The organism is Arthrobacter sp. 05T420 (assembly GCF_056396305.1).
On the sequence record NZ_JBFTLG010000012.1, the window covers coordinates 90438 to 117122 of the forward strand.

A 26685-nucleotide genomic window follows, 5' to 3' on the forward strand; every position below is an offset into this window, starting at 1 on the left:
CCTATGCTTTTGGTCAAGCTGCCTGGGTGGGCTTCTCGTCGTAGAAGGTGCCGTGTCTGAGCATGGAGTAGATGACGTCGCCGCGGCGCCGGGCCAGGAAGGTGCGGGCATCGCCGATGGTCAGGAGCATCGTCGCTGCGGTCTTGATGCCGACACCTGGCATGGAAGTCAAGACCGTGAAAAGAGGGAAGTCATCGAGGAGTTTTTCGACTTCTTCGGCGACGATGGCACGTTGGTGTTTGAGTTCCCTGATTTGCGCCGCGACGCGGGGGATGACCAGTTCGACGGCTTCGGTGCCGATCACGCTCACGGTCTGCTCGCCATGTGCCGAGAAGACCGCATCGATGAGGTTAACGGGCTCTTCAAGGTTCGTGGGGAAATGGATTCCCGGATGAGTGTCATGCCGTCGTCCCGACGGCACTTCGCATGAGGATAACCGATTTGTAGTTGGCGGGGTTGCGGTAGCCGCAAGCGGTTCGTTTGATGTGTTTGAAGACGGTGTTGTTTGCCTCGACTTTGCCGGTGGTGGCGCCGGTGACGATGAGGACTTCGATCTCGTTCCACCATCGGCACACGGTGCGGTAGAGCTTGTTGGTCTCTGGCCGTCCGGCAGCGTCCACGAGCATCTTCAGTTCCTCTTTTGCGGCGGCGTCTTGGAGGGAACTGGTGTGCAGCAGGGCCCTGACTTGTTCCTTCCACACGGCCTGCAGCTTGCCGGTAGCGTCATCGGCGGCGAAGACCTCGGCCAGGCGGCGTGCCGCGTTCCCGGTGAGTGTGTCGCCGGCTCGCAGGAGCAGCATCCGGTGGGCCCAGGCCTTGTCGATCCCGCGGCCGCGGCGGCCCTTGACCTGCTGGGAGAGGTTCTGCCGGGCCTCGGTCACGGCTTGGTTGGCCAGGGAGACCAGGTGGAAGTGATCGACCGCGACGGCGGTGCGGGGCAGCCACATCCTCAAGGCTTTCCGGAACGCCGCCGACGGGTCGATCGCGACGACTTGGACACCCAGCCGCCAGACCAGGGGTCGGGCGAAGAGCCAGTCCCCGACGCCCTTGTGGTCCCGCCCGTCCACGATCCCCAGGACCTGGCCGGTGTCCAGTCAGCGATGGTCGTCATCCGCGGCTCATGCCTGACCCACAACGTGGAGTCAGGGTCCCGGAAGTAGCGCACGGACCGGAACCGGTGTTCGTCGATGCCGAGCATCCGCGGGTTGAGCTCATTCACGTCTGGCAGCGTGAGAAAACAGGCCTCGGTCAGGCGGCGCGGACCATCCGGTGGCTGGTCGGTTTCGAATGACCCGGCGCCTGCCGTCGTCCAGAACGGTGGCGGAGATGATGCGGTAGTCGGGCAGGTTGAAGATGCTGGTGGCAGCGTCAGCCGCCACAAAGGTAGGCTCAGTCAAGGCTCGTGGTCCTGTTCCTGGTTGAATGCTAGACACACTCATCCCAGCAGGGCCACGGGCCCCATATTTAGCTACGACACGAAATCAATTCCCCACTAACCGTGAAGAGCCGGTTTTCCAGGTTCTTTCAGCCAGCTTCCTGGCTACACCGATGGTGGCCTGGGTATGGCAGTGGCCGCGTTCGGTCATGAACCGGTGATAGAACGCGGCCAGTTGTGGTTCCATGGTCCGGGGGTGCTGCCGGCCTGGTAGAAGGCCAGGCGCAGGGGTGCCGGTCCCTCTTTGCTGATGGCTAGGCGGGACTGGTTCATCGTCCCGGAGGACCAGTCCGAGGGGGTAATGCCGATGTATCTTGCTGCCTTCATGGTGCTGTCGAACCCGGAAGCTTGGTATCGCCGGCCTTTCTGTTAAATCAATGGATCTGGAAGAAAGATTAACCGACTTGCGATGTAAGTCGAAAAGGGGCAAAAGCGCCTTTGTATTAATTTAAGTTAAACTTCTCCCAATCCATTATAACTTCCTTAGAGAACGCAACCGAACCAGATTTATTTGCGGAGAGAAATTGAGGTTTCCTTTTTTCATCGTATTTAAAGTCAAATTTAATAGATATAAATCCGTTTTTGTCCTTGCTTAATCCGAAGACCTGAGCAACATTCCCTCTGGATTTCCGCGGAACGCCGTCCCTGTCCGAACAGACAAAATTCGCCTTTCCGTCTTGAATGAATGATATGAAACATTCAGAGCTATCATAATTAGCAGTAATCCTGATGGGGATAAAGCTAGCGTTATCTAGCACCGCTTCATCCACCGCCCTAACCATATCCTCATAAACAGAATAGGCCATAATATCACCATGTGAGTTAGTAACATTCTTATTTACAAACTTCCGGTCATCAATGTTAACTACAAATCCAGTTTCTAAACATTTTGACATTTTATGCTCATCAAAAACATGCATCTTTAAATATGCATCGTGAAGTGATTCTTCACCGCTCTCCGCATAACGATCCGTAAGGTATCTGGTTCTAATCTTAGACGCCTCATCTAGGAACGGGGTGTTGTAAACCTTGCCTGCACGGTTAATCATTTTCTGCACAAACAGTGGTCTTGTCATTGCCTCAAAATGCAGTATAAACATTGAGTTAATCACGAATCCGTGAGAGAAACTTTCATTCATGGGAATTGGCAGATGGCAAGATGGTCTAAAAATATCCTCGGATGTTCTGATAAAGCTTTTACCGGTGACATGACCAAAGAATCCAGACTTATGCTTCAGTCCTTCATCTGGATAAATTTCATTCCAGAAACTATAGTCAAGCTTTCTTCTTGATTTGAAGTACCTCGTATCAAATGTATTGATCAGCGACGCGGGTTCCTTGTTTAAATAAACAGCCTCCAGGGGCCGAATTAAAACAGAAAATATATTGCTCGGAACGTATGATAGCTCTTCTTCTATGTTATTTACCGGGAAAAGCAATTCATCAATATCGACATTTAGCAACCATTCTGTTTGGCAGATGGACGACGCGTGAAGCAAATTATGATACTGCCTATACTCGACATAATCAGGACGCTGACCTTTTTTATATCTTAATGGGTTGAAATGCTCTCTGTCTTTCCAGAAATTGTCATCACATAAGAAGAAGACAACTCGATCATCATTTAGCTTATTATATATATCTTGATCAATTGGGGAGTCCAGAAATATATACATTTTTGAAACGCCGAGATTGATGTAATGGTGAATGAACTTTTCTATTAATTCGTCAGGTGCTTTTACTGTGGTAACCAATGACCATGTAGAGGGCATACTTCGTCCTAAATTATTCTTGTGAAAAAATATCTGATTGTCTTTATAGGCATTTTTGTGCCATAAGTCTATAGCATCCGGGAAGTCCCCTGGAGCAGCAGCCGCCGCCCAGGTAGTCTCAATCAAGGATCGTGGTCCTGTCCCTGGTTTGAATGCTTAGCCACACTCAGCCCAGCAGGGCCATGGGCCCATTCTTTATCTACGACGCGGAATCAATTCGCCAACAACCACGAAGAGCCGGTTTGATGACGGTGTCTAGTCTCACCAAAGTCGCCCGGGAAGAGGCCCCGAATGACGTTTGACGGATAAATTAGGGAAATATTTGCTGCGCACGATCTGACCGGATCCTTGCGTGCAGCCGCGAACCCCGGGAACCACCCCGTCCTGGACGTCAGAGAGCTTCAACCACCGATGACAGGCTGCCGGGGAAACACCAAAGTCCTCCGATCCTGGACCAGGGATTCGCCCTTGCGGGCCACCGCGACCACGGCGCGGCGAACCCATCAGGAAAAGCTTTAGGCACGTTCAACATTTTTTCACCTGCGAGCCAAGAGGTCACAACTCAGATGGCAATCAAGCCTTGGGCAGACCCTCCTGAATCACCGCGGGTGTTTTGCCCTCGTAGAGTACGGAGAGCGCGAAGTGGATTGTCCATAACATTTGGGTGAGTATGTCAGAAAGTAAAACAGAAGCATCCGTCCCAGAATCCCAACTGGCAAGGTTGTGGCGTTCCCCATTTTGCTGTAAGAGACTTGCTCGACCAACTAGCAAATCACGGAGGAAGCGCTTTGAGTCCGCGTCTCTTCCGACGACGGATAGGCGCCAACCATCTCGTGTCCAATTTAGGTCAAAGGCTATTCGATGATTGAGCACGACATGTTCGAGAACTAAACAAGTAGGGTTGTACATCCTCGACTTAATGAATGTGAGTGGAAGCTGGGGGGATCGGTCGATTCGTTCCTTGAGCTTGAGCACCAATTCTTCGGGGTTAGGTTTTGCAATCATCGCCACGACCTCCTCGGGGGAACTTGAGAAGAGCGTGTCAAGCAGTTCACGAATGTGACTGTTCGCATTCCCTCGTAGTCGGTCGTTCCAGAGATGCGACACCTTGCGAGCCCGGTCGATCAATTGTTGCTGCTCACTACGGTCGAGCGCGAGGAAACGACGGTTGAACGCGAGCGTGAGTCCGGCCCCTCCAGTGAAGAACCGCTCGAGGAGCATGTCGCGCCGGACGCCGGAATCTGTGTGCCTCTCGACCACGTCGATGACCGTCAGGTTCTTCGTCAGATCCTTTCCCGGCGGCTGGCCGGCTTTGCTTATGTTTCCGGCGGAGGGTGTGCCTGGAACGCCGTCGGGACGATTTCGTATCCAGTAGTAGATTTGGTCGGAGATCGCTGAAATGTGGTTTGATTCGAGGTAAGCCCGCATCACAAATGGCTGGTCTTCGCCGTTGCTGTACCCTAGCGGGAATCGGATCCTATGCAGTTCGATCATGGAGCGCCGGAACATCTTCATCGGGCTCAAGGTGCGGTAGGCGAAGCTGTCTATGAAATCCTCGGCGCGACGTTCGGTCTTGAAAACGGAGCGAGGCAGGGACCGCGTTCCGATACCGAAGTTCTCCATCTTGCAGAGGACGACGTCGGATCCCGACTCGTCAGCCGCCTTCAAAAGGTTCTTCACGGTTTGCGGAGCGATCAGGTCATCGGAGTCGAGAAAAAAGACAAACTCGCCTCTCGCTATGTCCAGAGCAACATTCCGTGGGAGTGCCGCTGAACCGCTGTTCGGGATCCCGCGGACGATACAGTTACTATGCTTGGCAGCGTAGTCGTTGAGGATTTCAAGACTGTCGTCCGTTGATCCGTCGTCGACAGCAATCAGCTCAAAGTCTTGCGATGTTTGAGCCGGGAGCGAATCGAGAGTTTCGCGCAGGTACGTTGCGGCGTTGTACACGGGCATGACGATGCTTAGGCGAGGTTGCTGCCGCACTGTTTTCCGTTCTTTGGACTTGGGTCATCCCAGTTCTTACGTTACCCGTTGGTTGATATTTGGGGGGCCGTTTGGGTGGTCTTGTATATTGTCTCAAACTCGATTGATTTTTGCTTGCCGAGTCCCCGTTGGCGGCGGCGGAATCTGTCAGTGCGTTTGGGACACATCCACCTGGTCAGGCGTGTGCGGGGACCTCGCTTTGCTGTGGCTGGTTTGATCCACGCAGCTGAGGGGCTGCCGATCGCATACTCGGGAGGTGCCGGTCGCTCGGTCAGTCGGGGCTTGCGGTGATGCCGATGGCTTCCTTGTCCGGCCATAGCGCATCAAAGACCCGGCTTGTAGCCTCACCGTCGCAGTGCGGGGCAAACATCTTGACGAATGCCTCGTATTTGAGGGCGTAAAGGCTGGAAACGGCAGAAATATCCTTGATGGACTGGACGACTTCCTCCGTGGTGTTATGCAGGGGACCCGGTGCCATTTCTTCAAGATCGAAGTAGAAGCCGCGTGTCTCGTCCCGGTACTGCGCGATGTCCGGTGTCAGGAAGATAATTGGCTTGCCCGTGACACAGAAGTCGAACATGACGGATGAGTAGTCGTTCACCAAGATGTCCGCGGCCGTGTAGAGGTCGTTGACTTCCGGGTACTCGGTCACATCGATGACGAACTTGTTTGCCGCCGTCTGCCGCTGGCCAGCTATGTTGTGGTGTCCGCGCAGGAGCAGCACGTAATCGCTGCCCAGCTGCTTCTGGGCCTTTTCGAAATCGAGGTAGCTGACCATTTCGTACTGCCGTGCGGCGTTCTTTGCATCGTCGCGCCAGGTGGGGGCATAAAGGATCGCAGTCTTGCCGTCGGGGATTCCGAGCTTGGCGCGGATGCCGGCCCGGTTCTGCTCCATCCGCTCGGGGGCGAGGCTGTCGTTACGGGGATAGCCCTCGGCCACAACCCGTCCCTCGAACCCGAAGCAGTTGGCAAGGACCCCGGCGGCGTATTCGTTCTGCGCCAAGAGGGCATCCCAGTACTCCGCCTCCCGCCACATGAGGTTCCAGTAGGACAGGGAGAAGCTGGTCCGGGCGACGTCGTTGCCCAGCTTCTTAAGCGGAGTGCCGTGCCATGTCTGGATGTAGACCTGCCCCTCGCGCTTGCGGAAGTAGAACGGGAAGTTGTTGTTGTTGATCAGGATCCGGGTCTCGGTCAAGAGCTGGTACCACAACCTGGAACCAATCAACACCGGTGAGGTTCCGGCAGGTATGGGCACGGAGTGGTCCGCGACCGCCCAGTACATGGGCCACGGGGTTCCCCGCCGTTGGAATTCCTCCAGGAGGCGACGGGGGCTGTCGGTGGCGCGGCGCCCACCGAAGCACATGAACAGGACGGCGTCCTTGAGCTCCGCGCTTCCGGCCAGGGTTGCCGGCGTGCGCAGCGTTTGTTGGGCGAATCTGCCAATCTCATCAGCGGCGAAAGGCGGGCGAAGGTGGATAGTTAGCCCACCGTTCCCTGGCGTGCGGCTGACTCCGATTTCGAGCCGGTCCGCTTCCATTCGCGCGGGCATCTGCGACTGTAGTCCGGGCGACGCCGGGATCCAGTACCCGAGGTGGTCGGCGACCCCGGGCGGGACGTGACGCACGCTGTAGGCCCCGGTTTCCGGCATTACCTCGTCGCCGCCCCAGGGCCGCTGGGGCAACAGGAAATCGGCAGTGAAGACGTTGCTTCCCCCATTGGTGCGGACCGTCAAGATGACGTTAGTCGCAGGGATGACGGCCTTCCCGCTGGCGAGGACAAGGCGGGGGACCGGGGTCATCGGCAGATCTGCAGTGCCTTCGATCCGTAGGATGCGTTTGTCGGGTGAAACTTCGACTTTGGACGCACTAATGCGGCTCTTGCGCTCCTGGACGGTGATGAACCCGTAACCTGTCAGTCCCACCCTGAGGCTTCGGGTCTGGTTGGACTGGGCCTCGAGCTCGTGGGTGCCGCCCTGCCACGCCACTGGCTGAGGCGCATTAAGTCCGTTGTCCAGACGCAGCTGCCACTCGTACTCGACTGTTGCCTCGGCTGCTGTTGCGAGCGCCGGGATGTCGATGGTGTAGACGGCTCGGTTCCCGGCCACGTCCTGGCAGGTAGCAGTCTTCCGGATGCCAAACTTTCGGCTCTCCATGGAAACCCTGGGGGCCACAGGGGCCGCATGGGCCTCGACGGTGAGCTTCAGAGTTCGTCCCTCCAGCTCCACGGATGTAGCCACATACCGTGGTGTGACCGGAATCAAAGTCAGGCCGGTGGTTGATACGCGCATCTCCACGGCCAACCTTGTGATGTCCTGCATGGGCCCCACGGGCAGCCGACCAGTTGCACCGTTGAGATCACGGCGCGTCAGAGGCGCTGAGAGCGTTTGCCCGCCGGCACTGACGGTCAGGAGAACGTGCCAGCTGGCGGGGACTGCAGCCCCCTTCTCTTCAAGCACCACGGCCGGGTCAATGGTGGCAGTGAAACCCGCGTCGGCGTAGGACGTCCAGTTGTCGTTGGACTCCCAATCGATAGATTTGTCCGAGTGGCGCGCCACAGCAAGGGGGACAGTCTCGCCGGAGCTGGTGTTGACCAGGGAAGCCTGGATGGAGAGGTTGCCGCTGTTCGGGTCCACGGAGGAGATATACGCGTGACCGCCGATTACTAGCTGGCCGTCGTCCTGCCAGTCGAAGCTGGTCATCTTGCTGACCAGGCGCAGGTCAATATCGCGGCAGGACAGGAGCCCGGGTTCGTAGGCTGAGAGTTCCTCCAGATACCGGGGCTGAGCGAGAATCCCGGAATCCGTCACCTGCGTTGGGAAGCTGGACGCGTAGTCGCTCCGGTGATTGCAGATGCGGACAACGTCCTCGCGCTTGTTCGCGATGACGGCGGAGAGGATCAGCCGGTTGTGGATCCGAATGAGATCCCAGTCCAGTTCCTGACCTTCGCTAAGGCGCAGCACGGTGGCGTGCAGCAAATCCCAGTACTCGGGGCCGGTGCGGGGCACCACCTCGTAGTACCGGAATAGCCCGTTTCCCAGTTCTTCGGAAAGTAAACTCCGATAGTCATCGGGCGCCAACACCGTGCGGACTCCAGCGGCCAGGGACTCGAGACGGTGCAGGCGGTCTTCGAGGTATCCCGGCTGGCAGATCAGCTCGCGGGACGGGGGCCGGATAGCGGAGTCCAAGGATGTATTGACGACCTTGCGGTTAAGAACGTCGAATGACTTGGCGCGCGTGTACAGGGTTGCAACGGCCTCGTACTGCCAGTGTTCGCGATCCACTGGGACGTCGGCGCTAGCCGAAATCCAGAAGTCACGCCTGAATAGTTTGTTGGCAAGGGCGCCATCCACGAGGATCTCCGGGACGTCCGTAAAACTGGCCCTGGGCCGGGGTTTCGCGTGGATTTTCTGCTGCCGCGGCGACGTGGAGCTAATTTTGCCCTTCACGATTCCGGTCATGCCGACGGCGAAGGACGAGCCGGTCTCCCGCAGCGAGCGGAGCATGGTGTCCAAGCTGTATTTTTCAACCACATCTCCCGCCGTGAGGAACATGAGGTACGGGGCCCGGGAAGAGGCCACGGCGCGGGCGCGGGCTTCTTCCTCGCCGACGCCGGAAAATGCGAGGTACTTTACCCGGCGGTCACGCTTCACGAACGGCTCTACTGCTCCCTTCCCCACGCCGCCCGACGATGTATCAATGACGATCATTTCCAAGGCGGGTTTCTGGCCAACCAGGCTTCTCAGCGTCTTATCTGGATCGGAAGCGTAGTCTGCCACTAGGACCACAACGGAGAGCTGTGGTAGCTGCAAGAGGCCCAGCGGGGACGCGTTGAGCGCACGTTGGACTTTTGCCAGATTGGCCGGATGGGCCAACTTTCGGATCTGCTGTTGATGCTGCGGCGGCAGCGCCCGCCACACGCGCCGCAGGTTCCTCTTGGCAGCGGCCTTCAACGAAGCTATGGCTTGGCTCTCTCTGCGACCTGGCATTCTTGAATTCGCTTCTTTCGTCTGTTTCCAACCGGCGGTTGTTCCGTCTTTGGGTACAAGTAGATGGGTGCGGCCTCCGCGCCGCCCGATGGACACTCTGTCAATAATGGCACGGCGTCCCGCGACAGGCCGATCCAGGTGGGCTGAAGCTTAGAAGGGCTTCTTGAGGATCAAGTCAACATTCTGGTCCTTGATGCCGCCACTCATCTCAATGCGGTCCAGCCCTGGACGGTTCATGGCGAGTTCAAGGCTCAGGGCCGCAAGGGACTGGGCAGTTTGCTCGCCCTCGTGCCGCACGCTCTCCGGCGTCGAATGATCCACCAAAGTGGCCGCAATTGACAGCGTTCCGTCGCCGTTATCCATAAGCTCGACAATTCTCGATTGCTGCGGATAGTCGATGAGGGAAGCCGTGGTAATTTCCCAGAATCCACCATATTCATATTTGGCTTGGTGCGGGGTCACTTTGTGCTTGTGCCTGTGGCCGTTCATCCAGGCGACCACGTTGGGGTAGCGGGACAGCAGCCCCAGGAGTGCCGATCGATTCAACGGCGGCCGGCCGCCGTCGGAGGATTGCTCCTCCTTATCAAAGGTGGACAGCGGATGGTGGCTGAACAACACCACGAGACGGTCGTGGGCAGTGGATGCGGTAAGCCTGCCCTTGGAATCGTAGGATTTCGCAGATACACCCTTGAGTTGTTCCTCAAGCCAGTCGGCCTGGGCTGCATCCAGGACGGCCACAGTGCTCCCGTCCGGGCTCGCCGTGTTCAGCATGACGCCGACTACGTCAGGAGAGAGGTCGAAGGTGTAGTACGGCGTCGCCTCGGAGTCAGGGCCGGATCCAAACTGCACCTTGGTTTCACCGGCCGGCAAGGCGTCCATGAACTCTGCCTTGGTGAACGGGCGGCGTAGTTTCGAGGCACTCACGGTTCGGGACGGCATTGACTTGATAAGCCTGCGCCGTTCGCCGCCATTGGAACTATTGACATCCTTCCAGAAGTCAGTGGTGTCCATGCCTTGCGGGAGCCTAAGCGGAAGCCGGTCACCGACTCGAAGGGTGTCAACGAACTCCGCCTTGGAGGAAATCGGGTCCGAAGGAGACCGACCGGCTTCATCGTGATTTCCCACGCCGATGTACCACGGAAAAGCTGAACCCTGCGCGTTCACCGGCTTGATGGCCGCCGTGAGAAATCCGGGAACGGTAGGGTAACCGTGAAGCGCCTTCCAATCATCCGGGGAGACCAGGGTAATTTCCGGCTCGGGATGCCAAACGCTCTTCGACAGCTCGCTAGGAGCCGGACCGTGATCCTGGACGCCGCGGTAGGCGGCGGTGGGATGTGAGGTCACGGATCCCCCCTTGAAAACACCGACTGCGGCCGACAGTTCGCTGAGGGCAAAGGTGTTGGTGAGATCGCCCGTAGTCACTAAGCAGTCAATAGCGCGTTGTCCGATGGGGCCGAAGCGGACGGCGTTGAGCTTGCGGACCGTCGCGTCCAAAACGTGGACCGTTAGGAGATCCTGGGGCCTAAACCTCCCGGACGAAGGGTACCCGTCCGCGAAGTCAAAGTATTGCCACAGAAAGGACAGCCTGCCGGGATTGGCTGCGTCGAGAACGTGCGCGTCCGTCAGATGCCCGAACGTTGCCAGGCCGATTCGTCGGCGGCTAACAGCGCGGCCCCGGGTGCAGAGGTCCTCACGGACTAGTGTCTCAAGGGCCGGTCCGCGCGCCAGCCTCTGGTAAGGCAGGCGAGGCGCGGACCGGGACCCTAAGATGACGGTGGCTTCCAGTGTTGACAGCGGTGCTGCCGGCTCCGGATCTGCCTGTGCGTTCCCCGAGGACTTGGAGGAGGATTCCGGTGTTGATCCGGAAACCCCCAGCACAGTGACGCCTACCGCACCAGCGAGAGACCACCGGATTGCCCTTCGCCGTGAGACAGGCGTGTTGTTCGGGTGTCGCACTTGCTGTTGTAACCCTTGCTGTTGCGCTCGGCTTGCGGTGGCGTCAGTCGCCTGAGCCACCAAGCTTCGGACTGCTGAGCTGCCCTTAGAGGCTGGCGTTGGCCCGGGCCAGGTCGTCCGGGAAGTCGACCTCCACAGCGTAGAAATCGCTGATGTCCACGGGGGTCCACTTGACGTCGTCCTGCTTGATGGTCAACTCGATCGCGGCCTCGAAGTAGTCCTGGTCGTCGACTTCGATGAGTCGCTTGAGGAATTTCTTCTTGTCTTTGGAGCTGACGTAGTTGATGCCGACAGCCTCGCCCTGGGCAACGTCGGCGGGGACAGTCTTGGACAGCTCCAGGATGTTGCCGTCAGCGTCAGTGGTGTATTTGACTTCCTCGTCGGAAACCGAGGACACATCAACGGTGATGAAGGATTCATCACGCTTGATGTAGGGCGCCAGCATCTGAAGAATGTCGGGGTCAAACACGACGTCGCCGTTCATCCAGAGGACGCCGCCCTTGGCCGAATTCCGGATCGCCTTCAGGAGGCTCTTGGAGGTGTTGGTCTGATCAAAATTCTCGTTGTACACAAACGACGCGTTCGGAACGTGTTCGAGGATCATCTCGAGCTTGAAACCGACGGCAACGGTGAGCCGGAGCCCCTTGCCGAATGCCTTCTGCAGGTTGTGGACCTGCTGGTGCATGATGGTGCGTCCGTCACTAAGCTCCGTCATGGGCTTCGGGTGCGGGCGCGCAAGCCGCGTTCCCATTCCGGCGGCAAGAATTACTGCCTGAACTCTCATTTGTCTTTCCTCTTCTACGAGCGATCCTGGTGGCGGGAGCGGTGAGCCATTGCATCGCTAGAGATCGCCCCGGAACCGTATGGACCGGCCAGAGGGCGCTGCCCCGCGTCCAAGCATAAGGGCTTGGGCACCGTGGCGCCGAATAGTGGTGGCCACTCTCAGTTAACGCAGTGTTAACTCCCCGGATGACATCCCGTTGCCGTGGGCGCAATATTGCGACTGGCGCTTACCCGCCGGTGAACTCGCTAATCCGGGATCCCACGCCCACCAGTTCCTCGATGGCTGCCACGGTCCGCGCGGCCGCCTTGCCGTCCCCGTAGGGGTTGACGGCGTTTGCCATCGCGGCAAAATGTCCGGGGTTATGGAGCAGGCGGGTCACCTCGGTGACGATCCGTTCTTCGTCCGTACCGATCAGCTTCACGGTGCCGGCTTCAAGGGCTTCGGGCCGTTCCGTGTTTTCCCGCATCACCAGGACCGGCTTGCCCAGGCTTGGGGCCTCCTCCTGGACTCCGCCCGAGTCCGTCAGCACCACATGGGCAACGGACAGCAGCCGGGTGAATTCGCCGTAGGCAAGCGGTTCGGTCACCAGGACGTTGGCCTTGCCCTCCAGTGCGGGAAGCACTGCCTCGCGCACCACGGGATTCTTGTGGGCGGGCAGGACGATCACGAGGTCCGGCTCGGCGTCGGCGATCCGGGCCAGCGCCCGCCCCACGCCGCGCATGGATTCGCCCTGGTTCTCACGACGGTGCGTGGTAACCAGCAGGATCCGTCGGCCACTGGCGGCAAGTTCTTCCAGCCTGGGGTCCGTGAAGGGGAGCTGCTTGTCCACTGTGGCGAGCAGGGCGTCGATCACCGTGTTGCCGGTCACCACGATGTCCTGGGGGCTGATGCCTTCCCTCAGCAGGTTTTCCCTGCTGGTGGAGGTGGGTGCCAGGTGTAGGCGGGTGATCTGGCTGGTGATCTTGCGGTTGGCTTCCTCCGGAAAGGGGGAGAGCAGGACGCCGCTGCGCAGGCCGGCCTCGACATGGACCACCGGGATGCCGTGATAGAACGCCGCGATGGCGGCAGCCGTGGACGTGGTGGTGTCGCCCTGGACAACCACGGCGTCGGGCCGCGACTGGGCGAAGAGCGTTTCCAAGCCGTCGATGGTGCGCGTCATGATGGCGGACAGCGACTGGCGGTGCTGCAGGATGTTGAGGTCATGGTCCGGAACGATGCCGAACAATTCGTTGACCTGGTCCAGCATCTCGCGGTGCTGGCCCGTGACTGTCACAATGCAGCGGAAGTGCGGAGACTCCTGCAGGGCACTGACGATCGGCGCCATCTTGATGGCTTCCGGCCTTGTTCCGAAAATCGGCATGATGCTGTGCATGGACTATCCCCCAGAAAAGGTTGGTTGTGGTGTGTAAAGGCTAGCGGGGCCGGTTCAGCCCAGCAGCAACAAGGCGATCACGAGAGCCGGGACGCTGACCGCGACGAAGACGACGGCGATCAGTGCCGCCAGGCGCTTGCGGCGGTAGGCGACTTCCGCGTCGTCGAGGTCCAGATTTGCGGCCCGCTTGGCCGGCGCTGACCGTTCGCTTTCCTGCTGCTGTGTGGTCGGTTCACGCGATGCGCGGACCGCGGACAGCGGAAGCGGCGCGGCATCCGGGACCAGAAGCATATCTGGAATGTCCTCGTGCAGGCGGCGCCGGCGCAAGTGTCGCGGGGCCGCGACCAGCGGGGGAGCGCCGTCGGCAGGGTTCTCCAACGTATCGTCCTCCTCGGCTCAATGAATGGTCGATCAGGCAGACGGCTGCAACCTGACGAGGTTCAATTCTTACATTTATGCGCCATGATTGGCGCATTCCGGCCGCAAGGAAGCGTCGATCAGTCCTCCGGTTTCGATGACGAAGCGCCGGATCCATTGGCCCAAGTCCAGACTTGGATGCGAGGCAACCATCTGGACTTCCGCCGTCGTGCACTGTCCTATGAGACGGCCCGCGCGGGTGACGTGATAGCTGGAGGTCACCACGGTGACGGACTTCCAGCCATTGGCCTCGATCAGGCGGGAGATTGCCCGCGCCTCCCCGCGGGTGTCCAGGTCCGGGGGGCGGAAGCAGATGACAGCCGCGTTGGGGAAGGCGGCTGAATTGCAAGCCTCATCCGCCTCACGGTTGCCGAAAGTGTCCGTGTGCGAGATCACCAAAACCGGGATGTGAAATTCGGCCTGGACCTGGCGGGCCACTGGCAGACGTTCGGAGGCCGCGCCGCCCAGCATGATGACGGCGTCCGTCCGGTGCACGCTGAGCGGATCCACGTTGATGAACAGCTGAACGGCGATGATCAGCCACAGCAGGACGCCCCCGGCGGTGAAGGCGAGCACCCGGCGGGTGGCGGTATTTACCGCGGGGACAGAAAGAGGCACGGCTGAAAGTCTTTCACGCGCTGGCGAGTGGAAGAAATGGTGGCGGATCCCTGCGGAGAAACTTTCCCAACAGCAGAGTGGTCCGGTGTTGTTTGGCCTTCGTTCATCTTGGACCGCCATTCCCTTTACCTGAGCCTCCTACCTTCGATGAAGGTAGGGGGCCCAGGGTCTTTTTGGCCCTGTGACGGATTTCCTTTGGCACCTTGGCCGGAGGGGCGCATCGCTGAGGAGAACCGAGTAGTGCCTGCAGACGGAATGACTTGCCGTAGGAGCCTGGCCTGATGGGCATCCTCAGCGACACGCGAAAGGCTCTGCGGCATTTGAACTCTGCTGTACGGCCGCGGGCCAGGGGTTCAGCGGGCGAATGGTCCGGGCGGGGCGGAGACCGCCAGTTGCAGTTCAGGCCGTACGACAGTTCTGTACAGGGGCCGCGGCGCGCAGACCTGAACGTGGGCGTGATTCTTGATGATTTCTCCCGCACGGCTATGCGGTTCGAGTGGAATTTAGTCGAACTGCGCCGGGAAGAGTGGCGTGATCAACTTGGCCAGACTCGGATCGATTTCTTGTTCGTCGAATCTGCATGGAACGGGAATTCCGGGTCCTGGCAATATCAGCTCACCGGTTCTTCGGGTCCAGGTGTCGAGCTGGTCCGGCTGGTGGACTGGTGCCGTTCCCAGGGAATTCCTACAGTGTTCTGGAATAAGGAAGATCCTCCCCATTACGATGATTTTCTGCCCGCAGCCAAGCTGTTCGACCACGTCTTCACGAGTGATTCGGACCGCATTCCTGATTACGTGAGGGATTTGGGCCACACCCAGATAGACACCCTTCCTTTTGCAGCCCAGCCAGCCATTCACAACCCTGTCCGGACCGGCCTCGGATGGCACTCGCGTGGCGTGGCTTTCGCGGGGATGTACTTTGCCCACAAGTTTCCGCAACGCCGCGCCCAGATGGACATGCTCCTGGGCGCAGCCATTGCTGAAGCGGGATCGGGCGGCGCCGAGCTGGAAATCTTCTCCCGCCAACTGGGAGGCGACAAGAAATATCAGTTCCCTGAGCCGTTTGACCAACACGTTGTCGGGTCATTGAGCTACGCCCAGATGCTGACCGCCTACCGGGCGTACAAGGCCTTCTTGAATGTAAATTCCGTGACCGATTCGCCCAGCATGTGCGCCCGGCGGATCTTTGAGATCACGGCCTCGGGAACACCGGTGGTCTCGACGCCCAGCGCGGCGATATCGCGCTTCTTCGAGGACGGCGAGGTGCTGGTTGCCGGGGCCAAGCCTGAGGCGGAGAGGTTGCTGCGGAGGCTGACGTCCGACGCCGAATTCAATGAAAGGGCGGTCCACAAGGCCCAGCGCCGGATTTGGGGCGAGCATACGTACGCGCACCGAGCAGAAGCCATTGTTCAAGCGGTCGCGCCGGAACGATGCGGGCCGGTCGGCCTGCCGTCAGCCAGTGCATTGGTGAGCGCAACAAGCCCGCAACAGCTGAGGCAAATATTTCAGACCGTCGGCGGCCAGGACGGCGTCGACTTGGAGCTCGTCCTGCTGACTCGCGGCTTCGCAGCCGCCGAGGGCCTGCTCGCTGAGCTGGCCCACACCTATGGCGTGGCGAAATACAAAGTCCTTCCTGCCCCGGCCGCCCTGACTCTCGGGGAGTGCCTCAACCGGTGCGTTGAAGCATCGACGGGGGTGGTGCTGACCAGGATGGACGGCGAGGACTACTACGCGCCCAACTATCTGGTTGATCTGCTGCATGCGCTCACTTATTCCGGCGCGGACGTGGTGGGGAAGCAGTCCCACTACTCGCACTTGCGGCCCAGCCGGGCCACGGTGCTCCGTGCTGCGCACCAGGAGCACCGGTTCAGCGGGCAGGTGGCTGGATCCACCATCACCGCACCCAGGGCGGTCTTTGAGGCGCACCCGTTTAAGGCGCTGAGCCACGGCGAGGACACGGCCTTCCTTACGTCCGTCGCGGCGGCCAAGGGCTCCATTTACTCCGCCGACAGATTCAACTACTGCCAGATGCGCGCCGACGACGGGAAGGGCCCGGGCGTGCCGGACGACGGACCCGCAGGGGCCGGCGAGATTCAAATTTTCGATAATCCACGTGAATTCATCACGCTTTGATAGGGGTCAACAGATTGACTAGCTTCCAGACCATCGCCGTCATTGGACTTGGGTACATCGGGCTGCCTACAGCCGCGATCCTGGCGACCAACGGCCTTGACGTGATCGGCGTCGACGTCAATCAGCGGACCGTCGACGCCGTGAACGATGGGCGGGTCCCCTTTGTTGAACCGGACCTCGGGATCCACGTCGCTGGAGCCGTGAGCCAGGGCCGGCTCAAGGCAACCACCCAGACGCCCGCCGCAGATGCGTACATTGTGGCCGTGCCGACGCCGTTCACGGCTGACAAGAGCGCCGACCTGAGCTATATCGAGGCGGCCGCGCGGGGGATCGCGCCGGTACTGCAGGGCGGCGAACTGATCATCCTGGAATCAACCTCACCCCCGGGGGCAACTCGCCACCTGGGCGAGTACATCGTCTCGCTCCGGCCGGACTTGTCGCTGGACGGCGCCGACGGCAGGCCTGCGATTCTCCTGGCCCACTGCCCCGAGCGAGTATTGCCGGGCAAAGTCATGATTGAGCTTGTGACCAACGACAGGATTGTTGGAGGGGTCACCCGCCGGGCCGCGGATCTTGCTAAAGAGCTCTACTCGGTGTTTTGCCAGGGGGAAATACTGGTCACCGATGACGTGACCGCGGAAATGGCCAAACTGGTCGAAAACTCCTACCGCGACGTCAATATTGCGTTCGCCAATGAACTGTCGGTCATTAGTGCAAAGTTGGGCATCAACGTCTGGGAACTGATCCGGCTGGCAAATCACCACCCGCGCGTCGACATCCTGCAACCGGGCCCCGGCGTCGGTGGGCACTGCATCGCGGTTGATCCCTGGTTCATCGTCGCTGCGGCGCCTGCCGAGTCGCGTTTGATCAGGACAGCCCGGACCGTCAACGACGACAAGCCCCGCTGGGTCCTTGACCAGGTGCATGCTGCTTTCGCCAAGCTGCCCAAGAACACCGAGATTGCTCTCCTTGGGCTCGCGTTCAAGGCAAATATCGATGACCTGCGCGAGTCGCCCGCCATTGAAATTGCGCAGGCCATCGCCGAATCGATGACAGGAATCCGGATTAACGTGGCCGAGCCACACATCGACAGGCTGCCCGGGAGCCTTCGGCGTCAGGACAACGTCCGGCTAATGCCGCTGGAGGAAGCCGTGAGCCGTTCCTCGCTGGTGGTGGTGCTGGTTGACCATGACGCCGTCCGTGCGCTGCCCCCCGAAGTCCTGGCCGGCAAGCTCCTGGTCGATACCCGAGGGGTTTTCAGCTCATGATTCTTCGAATCCAACAGAGAATGCGCTCAGCCTTCAAGAGCCGGGGCGTCGTTGCGATGGCCCTCTGCGGGATGGTGGCCGCGCTCGGTGGATCCCTGTACTTGGTGTTCGGGCACCCGGCGTTCGCGGTTCTGTCCCTCGCACTGTTCACGCTCATGGCGGTGCTGGCCGTTTCGCAGCTGGTCAGCGTGCGGTGGCTTCAGGAAACCGAAGCCAGGAAGGCCCGCTCGCGCTTCCGCGAGCTGCGCGACATGGTGGCCGGGCTTTCCGTTCTGGACCACCAGGTGCCGAAAACGGCAGCCGCGGCGGCGGTGAAGAAAGAACCGGCTCCGCCCGCAACTGCGGCCTCCGGCCGGGCGGTGGGCCGGCTCGCGGCAGCCGTCGTGGACGACGGGGACCGTCAAGCCAAAATTCTCGGCTACCTCGGAGCGCCTCCAACGGCGCCGTGGGGCGGACGGATTGTCTACGCGATCGCGGGCCAGGACCTTCAGCAGTACCTTGGCGACGCGTATGCGCTTGAAACCCTGCGGCCCAGCACCATAGCGGCCCAAATCGCGAATGGGCGCGGCTCCGCGCTGATTCTCGATGACAGCGCCTTCACCGCCGGGATCTGGTTCGGCGCCGATTCCGCGGCGGGGACCTTGCTTGCAAATGACATCCTTCAGGCTCTCGCTGAGTGCCGGTCCCAAGGGATGCCTGCCTACTTCGTGAGGACACGGCGGGAGGCCGACACCTACACCACGGAGTTCGAAGCCGCAGCGGATGTTGTGTTTTCGGATCGTTCCTCCATGGAGGCGTGGGCCGAAGACTACAAATTCGGGCTGCTCAATTCGCTCGACACTTTCGCCAAAATGAACAAGGGAGCGCTCATTGGATCGCACTGACACAAGCGGGTCAACGCGAACGGTCCTCCTCTACGGGGACGTCGACCTCAATATCATCGACGGATCCTCCGTGTGGCTTGTTTCCATGGCCGAGGCGTTGTCACTGACGGGCTCCAACGTCTGCGTCCTGCTTAAGACTGAGGTCACGAAGACCCGGCTGCTTGAGCGGATAGCGGAGCTGCCCGGAGTGGAGATCGCCCAGCCCGGCGACACCGTGGGCATGGAGGCGCTGCAGCCACGCGTTGCAGCCCAGCGCATGGCCCAACTTGACGCGGAAAGGCCGTTCGACGTCGTGATCGCCCGCGGCACCCAGGTAGCCGCGCACGTCGCAAACTCCAAAGTCCTTGGTCCCAAGTCGTGGCTCTACATCACGGACATCGCTCATCCGAGTTCCCGGCTTTCCGAAAAGGATCTTGCGATGCTTAGGCGGACCGTCGGACAATGCCGGCGCTTCTTCGTGCAGACGGAGGCCGCGCGGTCCTATGTAGAAGCGACGATTCCCGAAGCTGCCGGGAAGACGCTTGTCCTGACGCCGATGGTGCCCGATGAATACTTTGACCTGCGGGGGGATGCCCCGGCCACCGGTAGGAAATTGAGTGCCGTCTATTCCGGCAAGTTTGCCAAGAAGTGGCGCACGCTCGAGATGTGCTCCCTCCCCGCCGCGGGCGGGGAGCAAAAGCTAGCCCTGGCGGTGACGATGATCGGGGACAAATTCCAGCATGATCACCAGGACCCGTCCTGGTCGGCCTCCATGGAGGAGGCTGTGGGCTCGCCGGGCATTGACTGGCTGGGCGGGATGTCCCGCGATGCGGCCGCTAAGGAGGTCAGCAGGCACGACGTCGGCCTTAGTTGGCGGGACGGAAGCATGGACGCAAGCCTCGAGATCTCCACCAAGGTTCTCGAGTACGCTGCCCTCGGGGTGCCGCCCATGGTGAACCGCAACGCCCAGCATCTTGAGCTTTTCGGCGCCGACTACCCGCTGTACGTCGATGACGATTCGACCGAAGGAGTGGTCAGCACCCTCCTGAGTGCCAGGGACAACTTGGCCGAGCTGAAGAAGACGGTCAGCAACCGCGTCCGGCATTACTCGATTTCGTCAGCGGCGGCCCGGTTGAAAGCCTATTTCGAGCGGTCCGAGGCAGACTACGTCCGCAGCCCGCGGGGCAAGCATAAGACGAGGGTCCTGATTGCAGGCCACGATCTCAAGTTTGCCGGCGAGCTCGTTTCCGTCCTCGAAATGCGCGATGACATCGAGCTTGCCTTCGACCACTGGAAATCACTGCACCACCACGACGTCCAGGAGTCCGAACGGCTCAGGGACTGGGCCGATGTCATCATCTGCGAATGGTGCGGCCCCAACGCCGTCTGGTACTCGAATAACAAACGCCGCAGGCAAAAGCTCATTGTGCGTCTTCACATGTTCGAGCTCAACGGTCCCTGGATGAAGGATGTGGACGCAGACAACATTGACTCCCTGATCTGCGTCTCACGGCTCTACGTGGATCGCACCCGCGCAAGTACGGCCTGGACCGACACCGCTTTCCGGGTCATCCCGAACGCCGTCGACCTCATGGACCTCCGCAGATCCAAGGAACCTGATCATCGCTTCCGGCTGGGGCTGGTGGGCATCGTCCCCATGCGTAAGCGCCTGGACCGGGCCCTTGACCTGCTGGAAGGGCTTCTGCAGGAGGACCCCCGGTACACGCTGCATGTGCGCGGACGAATGCCGTGGGAATACGCCTACGAGTGGAAGAAGCCGTTCCAGCGGGAGGCGTACCTGGAAATCTTTGACCGGATCGGACGGTCCCCGGCGCTGCGGGATGCCGTAGTCTTCGAACCGTTCGGCCCGGACATGGCGTCCTGGCTGCGGAAGATCGGCTATGTTCTGTCGCCCAGTTCGGATGAGAGCTTCCACCTGGCACCGGCTGAGGGAATGGCGTCAGGGTCGGTGCCGCTGTTCTGGCAAAGGCCGGGAGTGGAAGACATATTTAGCAGCCGCTGGACCGGCGAGACCACATCCCAGATCCGGGCCTTCGTCTCCGCTCTCAACAGTTCCCCGGAAGCGTATGCCGAAGAGGCCAGGGCCGCTGCAGAATACGTGCGACGGTTCGACATGCGGTCCACGGGCGAACAATGGCTGGAGGAAATATTCAGCAGCTGAAGTCACGGCCCGGCTCTGTCAGCCCCTCGCGGTAGCGTAGGGCTGTGCCTGAAACTCCTGTGCCCGAAACGGCTGTGCCCGAATCTCCCGTGCCCGAACACCAGCCGCCGGACGCCGCCTTGACCGTTGCCGGGCTCTCGGAGTCCCAGCTGCTGGGGCGCATCTTCCCGCGGCTCACTGTCTCTGGGCGCACTGGGCCCACGGGCGGCCCGGAAGGGGCGGGGTACTTGCTGCTGGGGCCGGGGGACGACGCCGCCATTGTCGCCGCGCCGGACGGGCGGACTGTGTTGAGCATCGACACGCAGGTGGCCGACCAGGACTTCCGGCTCCAGTGGAACAACGGCTACCGGACCACCGGGTACGACGTCGGCTGGAAGGCCGCCGCGCAAAACCTCAGCGACATCAATGCCATGGGCGCCCGGGCCACCTCCCTTGTGGTGAGCCTGACGATGCCGCCGGAGACCCTTGTCCGCTGGGTGGAAGATTTCGCGGACGGCCTCGTGGCCGGAATCAGGGGGCTGGGGGCTCCGGCCTGCGCGGTGGCCGGCGGCGACCTCGGCCGCGGCCGCGAGCTGGCGGTCAGCGTGGCCATCCTGGGGACCCTTGACGGCAAGGATCCCGTGCTGCGTTCCGGAGCCCGGCCAGGGGATACCGTGGCGCTGGCGGGAACAGTGGGCCGGGCCGCCGCCGGGCTGGCGCTGCTGGAGTCGGACGTTCCCGTGGGGGACCTGACCACGGAGCAGCGCTCACTCATGGACACCCAGTGCCGGCCGCAGCCGCCGCTCGCGGCGGGACCTTTGGCGCGTGAGGCCGGGGCGTCGGCCATGATGGACATCTCGGACGGCCTGGTCCGGGACGGAAACCGCATGGCGGCCGCCAGCCACGCCGTGCTGAACCTGGACGCCGCCGCCCTGAAGGAACTGGCCGCTGCGCTGCTGCCGGCATCCGAGCTGTTGGGCGCAGACCCGATGTCCTGGGTCCTCGGCGGCGGCGAGGACCACGGACTGCTGGCCACTTTTCCCGCAGGGGTTCAGCTCCCTCCCGGGTTCACTGCGATAGGCTCGGTAGAGGCCCCTGCACCAACCGAGAGCACGGGAGTATCGATCGCGGGCAGGCCCGCTAATGCTGTGGGATGGGATCACTTTGCAGACTAAGATTGCCGCCAACGCGCAAGCGATGAAGCGGTGGTTGGGCAAGGCGGAGACCACGCTCGGCAACCACAGCGACCGCCTGAACGCCATCAACATCTTTCCCGTTGCCGACGGCGACACCGGCACCAACCTCTACCTGACCGTCCGTGCCGCGGCCCACGCCGCGGACGCCGTGGTCGGTGGAGCCACGGATCCGCATCCCGCCGCCGACCCGCACGACGTCGGCGCCGTCCTGGCGCAGGCCGGCCAGGTGGCCATGGAACAGGCCCGCGGCAACTCCGGAACCCTGTTTGCCGTCTTCCTCGCCGCCGCCGCCGAACCGCTGGCCGGGCACACCCGGATCAGCTCACCGTTGCTGGCCGCGGCCCTGAACCGGGCCCAGATCCGGGCCTGGTCCGCGCTGAGTGATCCCGTGCCCGGCACTATGCTCTCCGTCATGGAGGCCGCCGCCCGCGCCGCGGCCGCCGTCGACTCCGCCCACGACGGCGATGACAGCAACCAGACCCTCGGCCTGGCCCTGGATGCCGCCGTCGAGGCAGCCCTGGCCGCCGTGGTGCGCACGGAGGACCAGCTCGATGCCCTGCACGCCGCCCACGTGGTGGACGCCGGCGGCGTGGGCATGCTCCTGATCCTGGACTGCCTCCGCTCCGCCGTGCTGGGCGAGGAGCTCCAGAGCGAACTGCTGGACGGCCTGCACGGCTACGACGTCCAGGACCCGCACATCCACGCCAGCATGCCGCGCGACGAAGGCGTCGAGGTCATGTGCACCATCTCCCTGTCCCCGCTGGATGCCGCGATGATGCGCCAACGGCTCGACGAAATGGGCGACTCTGTCATCATGAGCCAGGTGGGCGGGGCCGCGGACGCCACCGGGCAGTACCGCTGGCGTGTCCATGTCCACGTCCTGGATGCCGACCCCGCCGTCGCCCTGATCCGTTCCCTGGGCGTCCCCACGGACATTTCCGTGAGTGAGCTCGCAGTGCCGCGCGATCCGCAACCCCAGGCCGCCACCGTTGCCGCCTCCGCTGCTGCCAGCACTGCTGCCTCCGATGCCGCCAGCACTGCCCCGGCGGCCGCCGCCGAAACCCGAAACCCCGACGGACATGCACGCTGAACTTGAACTGGGCCTCGAGCGCCGCATCGGCAAGCGCTCCGCGGCTGTCATCGAAAAACACCTCGGCATCACCACCGTCGGCGGGCTCCTGAACTACTTCCCCCGCCGCTACCTCAGCCGCGGCGAGCTGACACCCATCAGCGAGGTCCCGCTGGACGAGGAAGTGACACTGATCGCCCGGGTGGTCTCCAACAGCACCCGATCCATGCGCGCCCGGCGCGGTTCCCTCACCGACGTCGTGATCTCCGACGACGCCGGCGGAGCACTGCCGGGCACGCTCAAGGTCAGCTTCTTCAACGGGTTCCGGGCCAAAGCGGAGCTGCAGCCGGGCCGGCGCGCCATGTTTTCCGGCAAGGTCACCCGCTACGGCGGATCCCTCGGCCTGACCAACCCCGATTTCCTGCTGCTCGACGAGGATCCCGACACCCCGGGCATCGACCCGGAGACGCTCGCCGCCATGCCGATCCCGGTCTACCCGGCCACGGCCAAGCTCACCAGCTGGTCTATCCAGAAGGTCATCTCGACCCTGCTGGACACCATGGATCTTGAAACCCTCGGGGACCCGCTGCCTGCGGAGATCGCGGCGCGGGAGAAGTTCCTGCCGGTCGCGGACGCCTACCGGCTGATCCACGCCCCGCAGACCCCGGCGGACTTCCAGCGCGCCCGCGACAGGTTCCGCTACCAGGAAGCCCTGGTGCTCCAGTCGGCCCTGGCCCGCCGCCGCGCCCAGCTCGCCGCCGAGGAAGCAACGGGCCGCCGCCCGGCACCGGACGGGCTGCTGCCCGCCTTCGACCGCCAGTTGCCGTTCACGCTGACCGCGGGCCAGGCCGCCGTCGGCAAGACGCTCTCCGACGAGCTCGCCCAGAACTCGCCCATGAACCGGCTGCTCCAGGGCGAGGTGGGCTCCGGCAAGACGATCGTGGCCCTGCGCGCCATGCTGCAGGTGGTGGACGCAGGGGGACAGGCTGCCCTGCTGGCCCCCACGGAAGTCCTCGCCGCCCAGCACTATGACTCCATCCGGCGCACGCTCGGTCCGCTCTCCCGGGACGGGATGCTCGGCGGGTTCGGCCCGGACGCCGTCCAGGTCACCCTCCTCACCGGCTCCATGCCCACCGCGGCCCGGAAGCAGGCCATGCTGGACGCGGCTTCCGGAACGGCGGGCATCGTGATCGGCACCCACGCCCTGCTCAGCGACAACGTGTCCTTTTACGACCTCGGCCTGATTGTGGTGGACGAGCAGCACCGCTTCGGCGTGGAACAGCGCGACGCCCTCCGGGCCAAGGCCAGCAAACCGCCGCACCTGCTGGTAATGACCGCCACCCCGATTCCCCGGACCGTGGCCATGACCGTGTTCGGAGACCTCGAAACCTCCGTGCTGGATGAGCTCCCCGCCGGCCGTGCCCCGATCTCCACGCACGTGGTGGGGCTCGCCGAACACCCGGCCTGGGCCACCCGCATCTGGTCCCGTTCGCGGGAGGAGATCGACGCCGGCCATCAGGTCTACGTGGTCTGCCCCAAGATCGGCACGGACGACGACGGCGACTTCACCCCGGGCGAGGCCGAACCGTCCGCCGCAGACCTCGAAGGCGAGAACGGCTCGCGGGAACTCGCCTCCGTCACCGGCGTCGTGGAACTCCTCCAGGACGAACCGGCCCTCGCCGGGGTGTCGGTGGCGCCGCTGCACGGCCGGCAGGACCCGGCGCTGAAGTCCGAGACCATGGCCTCCTTCACGGCCAATCAGACCAAACTGCTGGTCTCCACCACCGTGATTGAGGTGGGCGTGGACGTGCACAACGCCACGCTCATGGTGATCCTGGACGCGGACCGGTTTGGCATCTCCCAACTCCACCAGCTGCGGGGCCGGGTGGGCCGCGGCGGGCTGCCCGGGACCTGCCTGCTGGTCACCACCTTGGAGCCGGGCCATCCGAGCCGGCGCCGGCTCGATGCCGTGGCAGCCACCACCGACGGCTTCGCACTTTCCCAGGAGGACCTCAAGCTCCGCCGCGAAGGCGACATCCTGGGCGCCTCGCAGTCCGGCGGCCGCTCCACGCTGAAGCTGCTGCGCGTCCTCGAGCACGAGGACGTGATTGCCCGGGCCCGGCAGGACGCCCAGCGGATCGTGGCTGCCGATCCCGCACTGGCCGGCCAGCCCCAGCTCGCGGCCGCGATCGATGAATACCTGAACCCCGAGAAGGAGGCGTTCCTTGAACGCGGCTAGGACCACACATCAAGGGCTTCGCCCATGAGCCGGATCATTTCCGGCGCGGCCGGCGGCAGCCCCCTGGTCAGCGTCCCCGGGAGCCTGACACGGCCCACCACGGACCGGGTCAAGGAAGCGCTGTTCTCCCGGCTGGACGCCTTCGACGTCATTGCCGGGGCCCGCGTGCTGGATCTGTACGCAGGATCCGGCTCGCTGGGGGTGGAGAGCGGCAGCCGCGGCGCCGGCTCCGTGGACCTGGTCGAATTCGATGCCAAGGCGTCCGCCGTCTGCCAGCGCAACGCGGACCTGGTCAACACCGTCACGCGCCGCAAGGTGGTCTCCGTGCACCGTTCCAAGGTCGAATCCTTCCTGGACCGGACCGCTGAGGCCCTGCGCTGGGATCTGGTGTTCCTGGACCCGCCCTACCCCCTGGACGAGCCGGCCCTCGCTGCCGTGCTGGCCAAGCTGGTGCCGCACCTGGGCGAGGGGGCCGTCGTCGTGGTGGAACGCTCATCCCGGAGCCCCGAGCCGGCATGGCCCGAGGGCATGGAAAGGTTTGCCGAGAAGAAGTACGGCGAAACCCGGCTGTGGTTCGCCGAGCCCGGCGTGGAAGCCGCAGAGGGCGTGGAAGCCGTGGAAGCCGCGGACGTGGAGGCCGGGGACTAGCCGGCCAGCGCGTCCAGCTCGACGCCGGCCAGCAGCCTGGCCGGGTGCGGGCCGCGCGCCGTGAGCGCCGCCGTCCAGACCTCCGGCCACGGGCCCTGGGTCCCGGTCAGGATGATATTCCCGGGATACCGGCCGGTGAACATCCCGGCCTCGGCGAAGGCCGAGACGTCGGCCATGGCCCGGCGCATGGCCGCGACCTGGCTCCGGACCAGGGTCAGCCCGGGTTCGTCGCCCACGTTGACCATCAATACCCCGCGCGGAGTCAGCCGGGCCGCCGCCTCCTGGTAGAACTCTGTACACGCGATGTGTTCCGGTGCCTCGGGCCCGGAGAAGATGTCCAGGATCACGACGTCGAACCGCAGTTCCGCCGGGAGCCCGGCGAGGGCGTCGCGGGCATCGCCGATCACCGTGTGCAGCTGCGTCCCCTCCGGCAGGGGCAGCTGCGCCAGCACGAAGTCCAGCAGTTCCCGCTCCAGCTCCACCGCATACTGGACCGAGCCGGGCCGGGTGGCTTGGATGTAGCGGGCCAGCGTCAGTGCGCCCGCGCCCAAGTGCAGCGCGCTGATGGGCTCCCCCCACGGCGCCGCGAGGTCCACCACGTGCCCGATCCTGCGCAGGTATTCATAGAAGATGTCCGCGGGATCGGTCAGGTTGACGTGGGATTGCTCAGCGCCGCCGATGCTCAGCACGAAGCCGCCGTCGGTGAAGGAATCCGGTGCAATCGTCGCGTGTTGCCCGGTGGTCCGCAGGAACCGCGAGGCGTCGGGTTGCCGCCCGGCCATGC

At 62.4% G+C, this 26685-nt stretch carries 18 protein-coding genes and 2 pseudogenes; 8 read left to right on the forward strand and 12 right to left on the reverse strand.

Annotated features, from left to right (window positions below):
- Positions 1–13: 13 nt before the first annotated feature.
- The 11 genes and pseudogenes from AC1DEM_RS13085 to AC1DEM_RS13135 all read right to left on the reverse strand — a co-directional run.
- Positions 14–358: pseudogene (locus tag AC1DEM_RS13085) on the reverse strand (transposase); the annotation flags it as partial.
- Positions 359–398: 40 nt separating this feature from the next.
- Positions 399–1067: an ISL3 family transposase gene (locus AC1DEM_RS13090; protein ID WP_476884774.1), complete on the reverse strand. Its 669-nt coding sequence runs from the start codon at positions 1065–1067 to the stop codon at positions 399–401.
- Between the two features lie 515 nt (positions 1068–1582).
- Positions 1583–1768, reverse strand: a pseudogene (locus AC1DEM_RS13095) (transposase); the annotation flags it as partial.
- A gap of 110 nt (positions 1769–1878) precedes the next feature.
- Positions 1879–3333, reverse strand: a complete 1455-nt coding sequence (locus AC1DEM_RS13100) for a glycosyltransferase family 2 protein (protein ID WP_476884775.1) — start codon at positions 3331–3333, stop codon at positions 1879–1881.
- A 447-nt stretch (positions 3334–3780) separates the two neighbouring features.
- Positions 3781–5193 carry a glycosyltransferase family 2 protein gene (locus AC1DEM_RS13105; protein ID WP_476884776.1) on the reverse strand — a complete coding sequence of 471 codons (1413 nt, stop codon included), beginning with the start codon at positions 5191–5193 and terminating at the stop codon, positions 3781–3783.
- Positions 5194–5464: 271 nt separating this feature from the next.
- Positions 5465–9178, reverse strand: coding sequence for a bifunctional glycosyltransferase/CDP-glycerol:glycerophosphate glycerophosphotransferase (locus AC1DEM_RS13110; protein ID WP_476884777.1), 3714 nt, complete (start codon positions 9176–9178; stop codon positions 5465–5467).
- Between the two features lie 150 nt (positions 9179–9328).
- Positions 9329–11194 (reverse strand): TIGR03767 family metallophosphoesterase, encoded by a 1866-nt coding sequence (locus AC1DEM_RS13115; protein ID WP_476884778.1) that lies wholly within the window; start codon positions 11192–11194, stop codon positions 9329–9331.
- Positions 11195–11219: 25 nt separating this feature from the next.
- Entirely contained in the window at positions 11220–11918 is a 699-nt protein-coding gene (locus AC1DEM_RS13120; protein ID WP_476884779.1) for a phosphocholine cytidylyltransferase family protein, read from the reverse strand.
- A 226-nt stretch (positions 11919–12144) separates the two neighbouring features.
- A complete protein-coding gene (wecB, locus tag AC1DEM_RS13125; protein WP_476884780.1) occupies positions 12145–13290 on the reverse strand; it encodes a non-hydrolyzing UDP-N-acetylglucosamine 2-epimerase in 1146 nt (381 codons plus the stop codon).
- Between the two features lie 54 nt (positions 13291–13344).
- Positions 13345–13668 (reverse strand): hypothetical protein, encoded by a 324-nt coding sequence (locus AC1DEM_RS13130; RefSeq protein WP_476884781.1) that lies wholly within the window; start codon positions 13666–13668, stop codon positions 13345–13347.
- Between the two features lie 75 nt (positions 13669–13743).
- The gene (locus AC1DEM_RS13135) at positions 13744–14325 is read right to left on the reverse strand and encodes a YdcF family protein (protein WP_476884782.1); all 582 of its coding nucleotides are present in this window, start codon (positions 14323–14325) and stop codon (positions 13744–13746) included.
- A 281-nt stretch (positions 14326–14606) separates the two neighbouring features.
- On the opposite strand from AC1DEM_RS13135, the gene AC1DEM_RS13140 reads away from it, so the two are divergent.
- The 8 genes from AC1DEM_RS13140 to rsmD all read left to right on the forward strand — a co-directional run bounded on the left by AC1DEM_RS13140 (position 14607) and on the right by rsmD (position 25901).
- Positions 14607–16457, forward strand: a complete 1851-nt coding sequence (locus AC1DEM_RS13140; protein WP_476884783.1) for a glycosyltransferase family protein — start codon at positions 14607–14609, stop codon at positions 16455–16457.
- Between the two features lie 14 nt (positions 16458–16471).
- On the forward strand, positions 16472–17725 hold the full coding sequence (wecC, locus tag AC1DEM_RS13145; RefSeq protein WP_476884784.1) for a UDP-N-acetyl-D-mannosamine dehydrogenase: 1254 nt from the start codon (positions 16472–16474) through the stop codon (positions 17723–17725).
- A 20-nt stretch (positions 17726–17745) separates the two neighbouring features.
- Positions 17746–18609 carry a hypothetical protein gene (locus AC1DEM_RS13150; protein WP_476884785.1) on the forward strand — a complete coding sequence of 288 codons (864 nt, stop codon included), beginning with the start codon at positions 17746–17748 and terminating at the stop codon, positions 18607–18609.
- Complete coding sequence (locus AC1DEM_RS13155) at positions 18596–20770, forward strand: glycosyltransferase family protein (protein ID WP_476884786.1); 2175 nt, start codon at positions 18596–18598, stop codon at positions 20768–20770. Before AC1DEM_RS13150 ends, AC1DEM_RS13155 begins: the two co-directional genes overlap by 14 nt.
- An 89-nt stretch (positions 20771–20859) precedes the next feature.
- On the forward strand, positions 20860–21924 hold the full coding sequence (thiL, locus tag AC1DEM_RS13160; protein WP_476884825.1) for a thiamine-phosphate kinase: 1065 nt from the start codon (positions 20860–20862) through the stop codon (positions 21922–21924).
- A gap of 22 nt (positions 21925–21946) precedes the next feature.
- On the forward strand, positions 21947–23035 hold the full coding sequence (locus AC1DEM_RS13165; protein WP_476884826.1) for a DAK2 domain-containing protein: 1089 nt from the start codon (positions 21947–21949) through the stop codon (positions 23033–23035).
- Positions 23025–25253, forward strand: a complete 2229-nt coding sequence (locus AC1DEM_RS13170; RefSeq protein WP_476884787.1) for an ATP-dependent DNA helicase RecG — start codon at positions 23025–23027, stop codon at positions 25251–25253. Before AC1DEM_RS13165 ends, AC1DEM_RS13170 begins: the two co-directional genes overlap by 11 nt.
- 24 nt (positions 25254–25277) lie before the next feature.
- The gene (gene rsmD / locus AC1DEM_RS13175) at positions 25278–25901 is read left to right on the forward strand and encodes a 16S rRNA (guanine(966)-N(2))-methyltransferase RsmD (RefSeq protein WP_476884788.1); all 624 of its coding nucleotides are present in this window, start codon (positions 25278–25280) and stop codon (positions 25899–25901) included.
- On the opposite strand, the gene AC1DEM_RS13180 is transcribed toward rsmD, so the two are convergent.
- Entirely contained in the window at positions 25898–26683 is a 786-nt protein-coding gene (locus AC1DEM_RS13180; RefSeq protein WP_476884789.1) for a spermidine synthase, read from the reverse strand. The two genes, rsmD and AC1DEM_RS13180, sit on opposite strands and share 4 nt — an antisense overlap.
- Positions 26684–26685 lie beyond the last annotated feature (2 nt).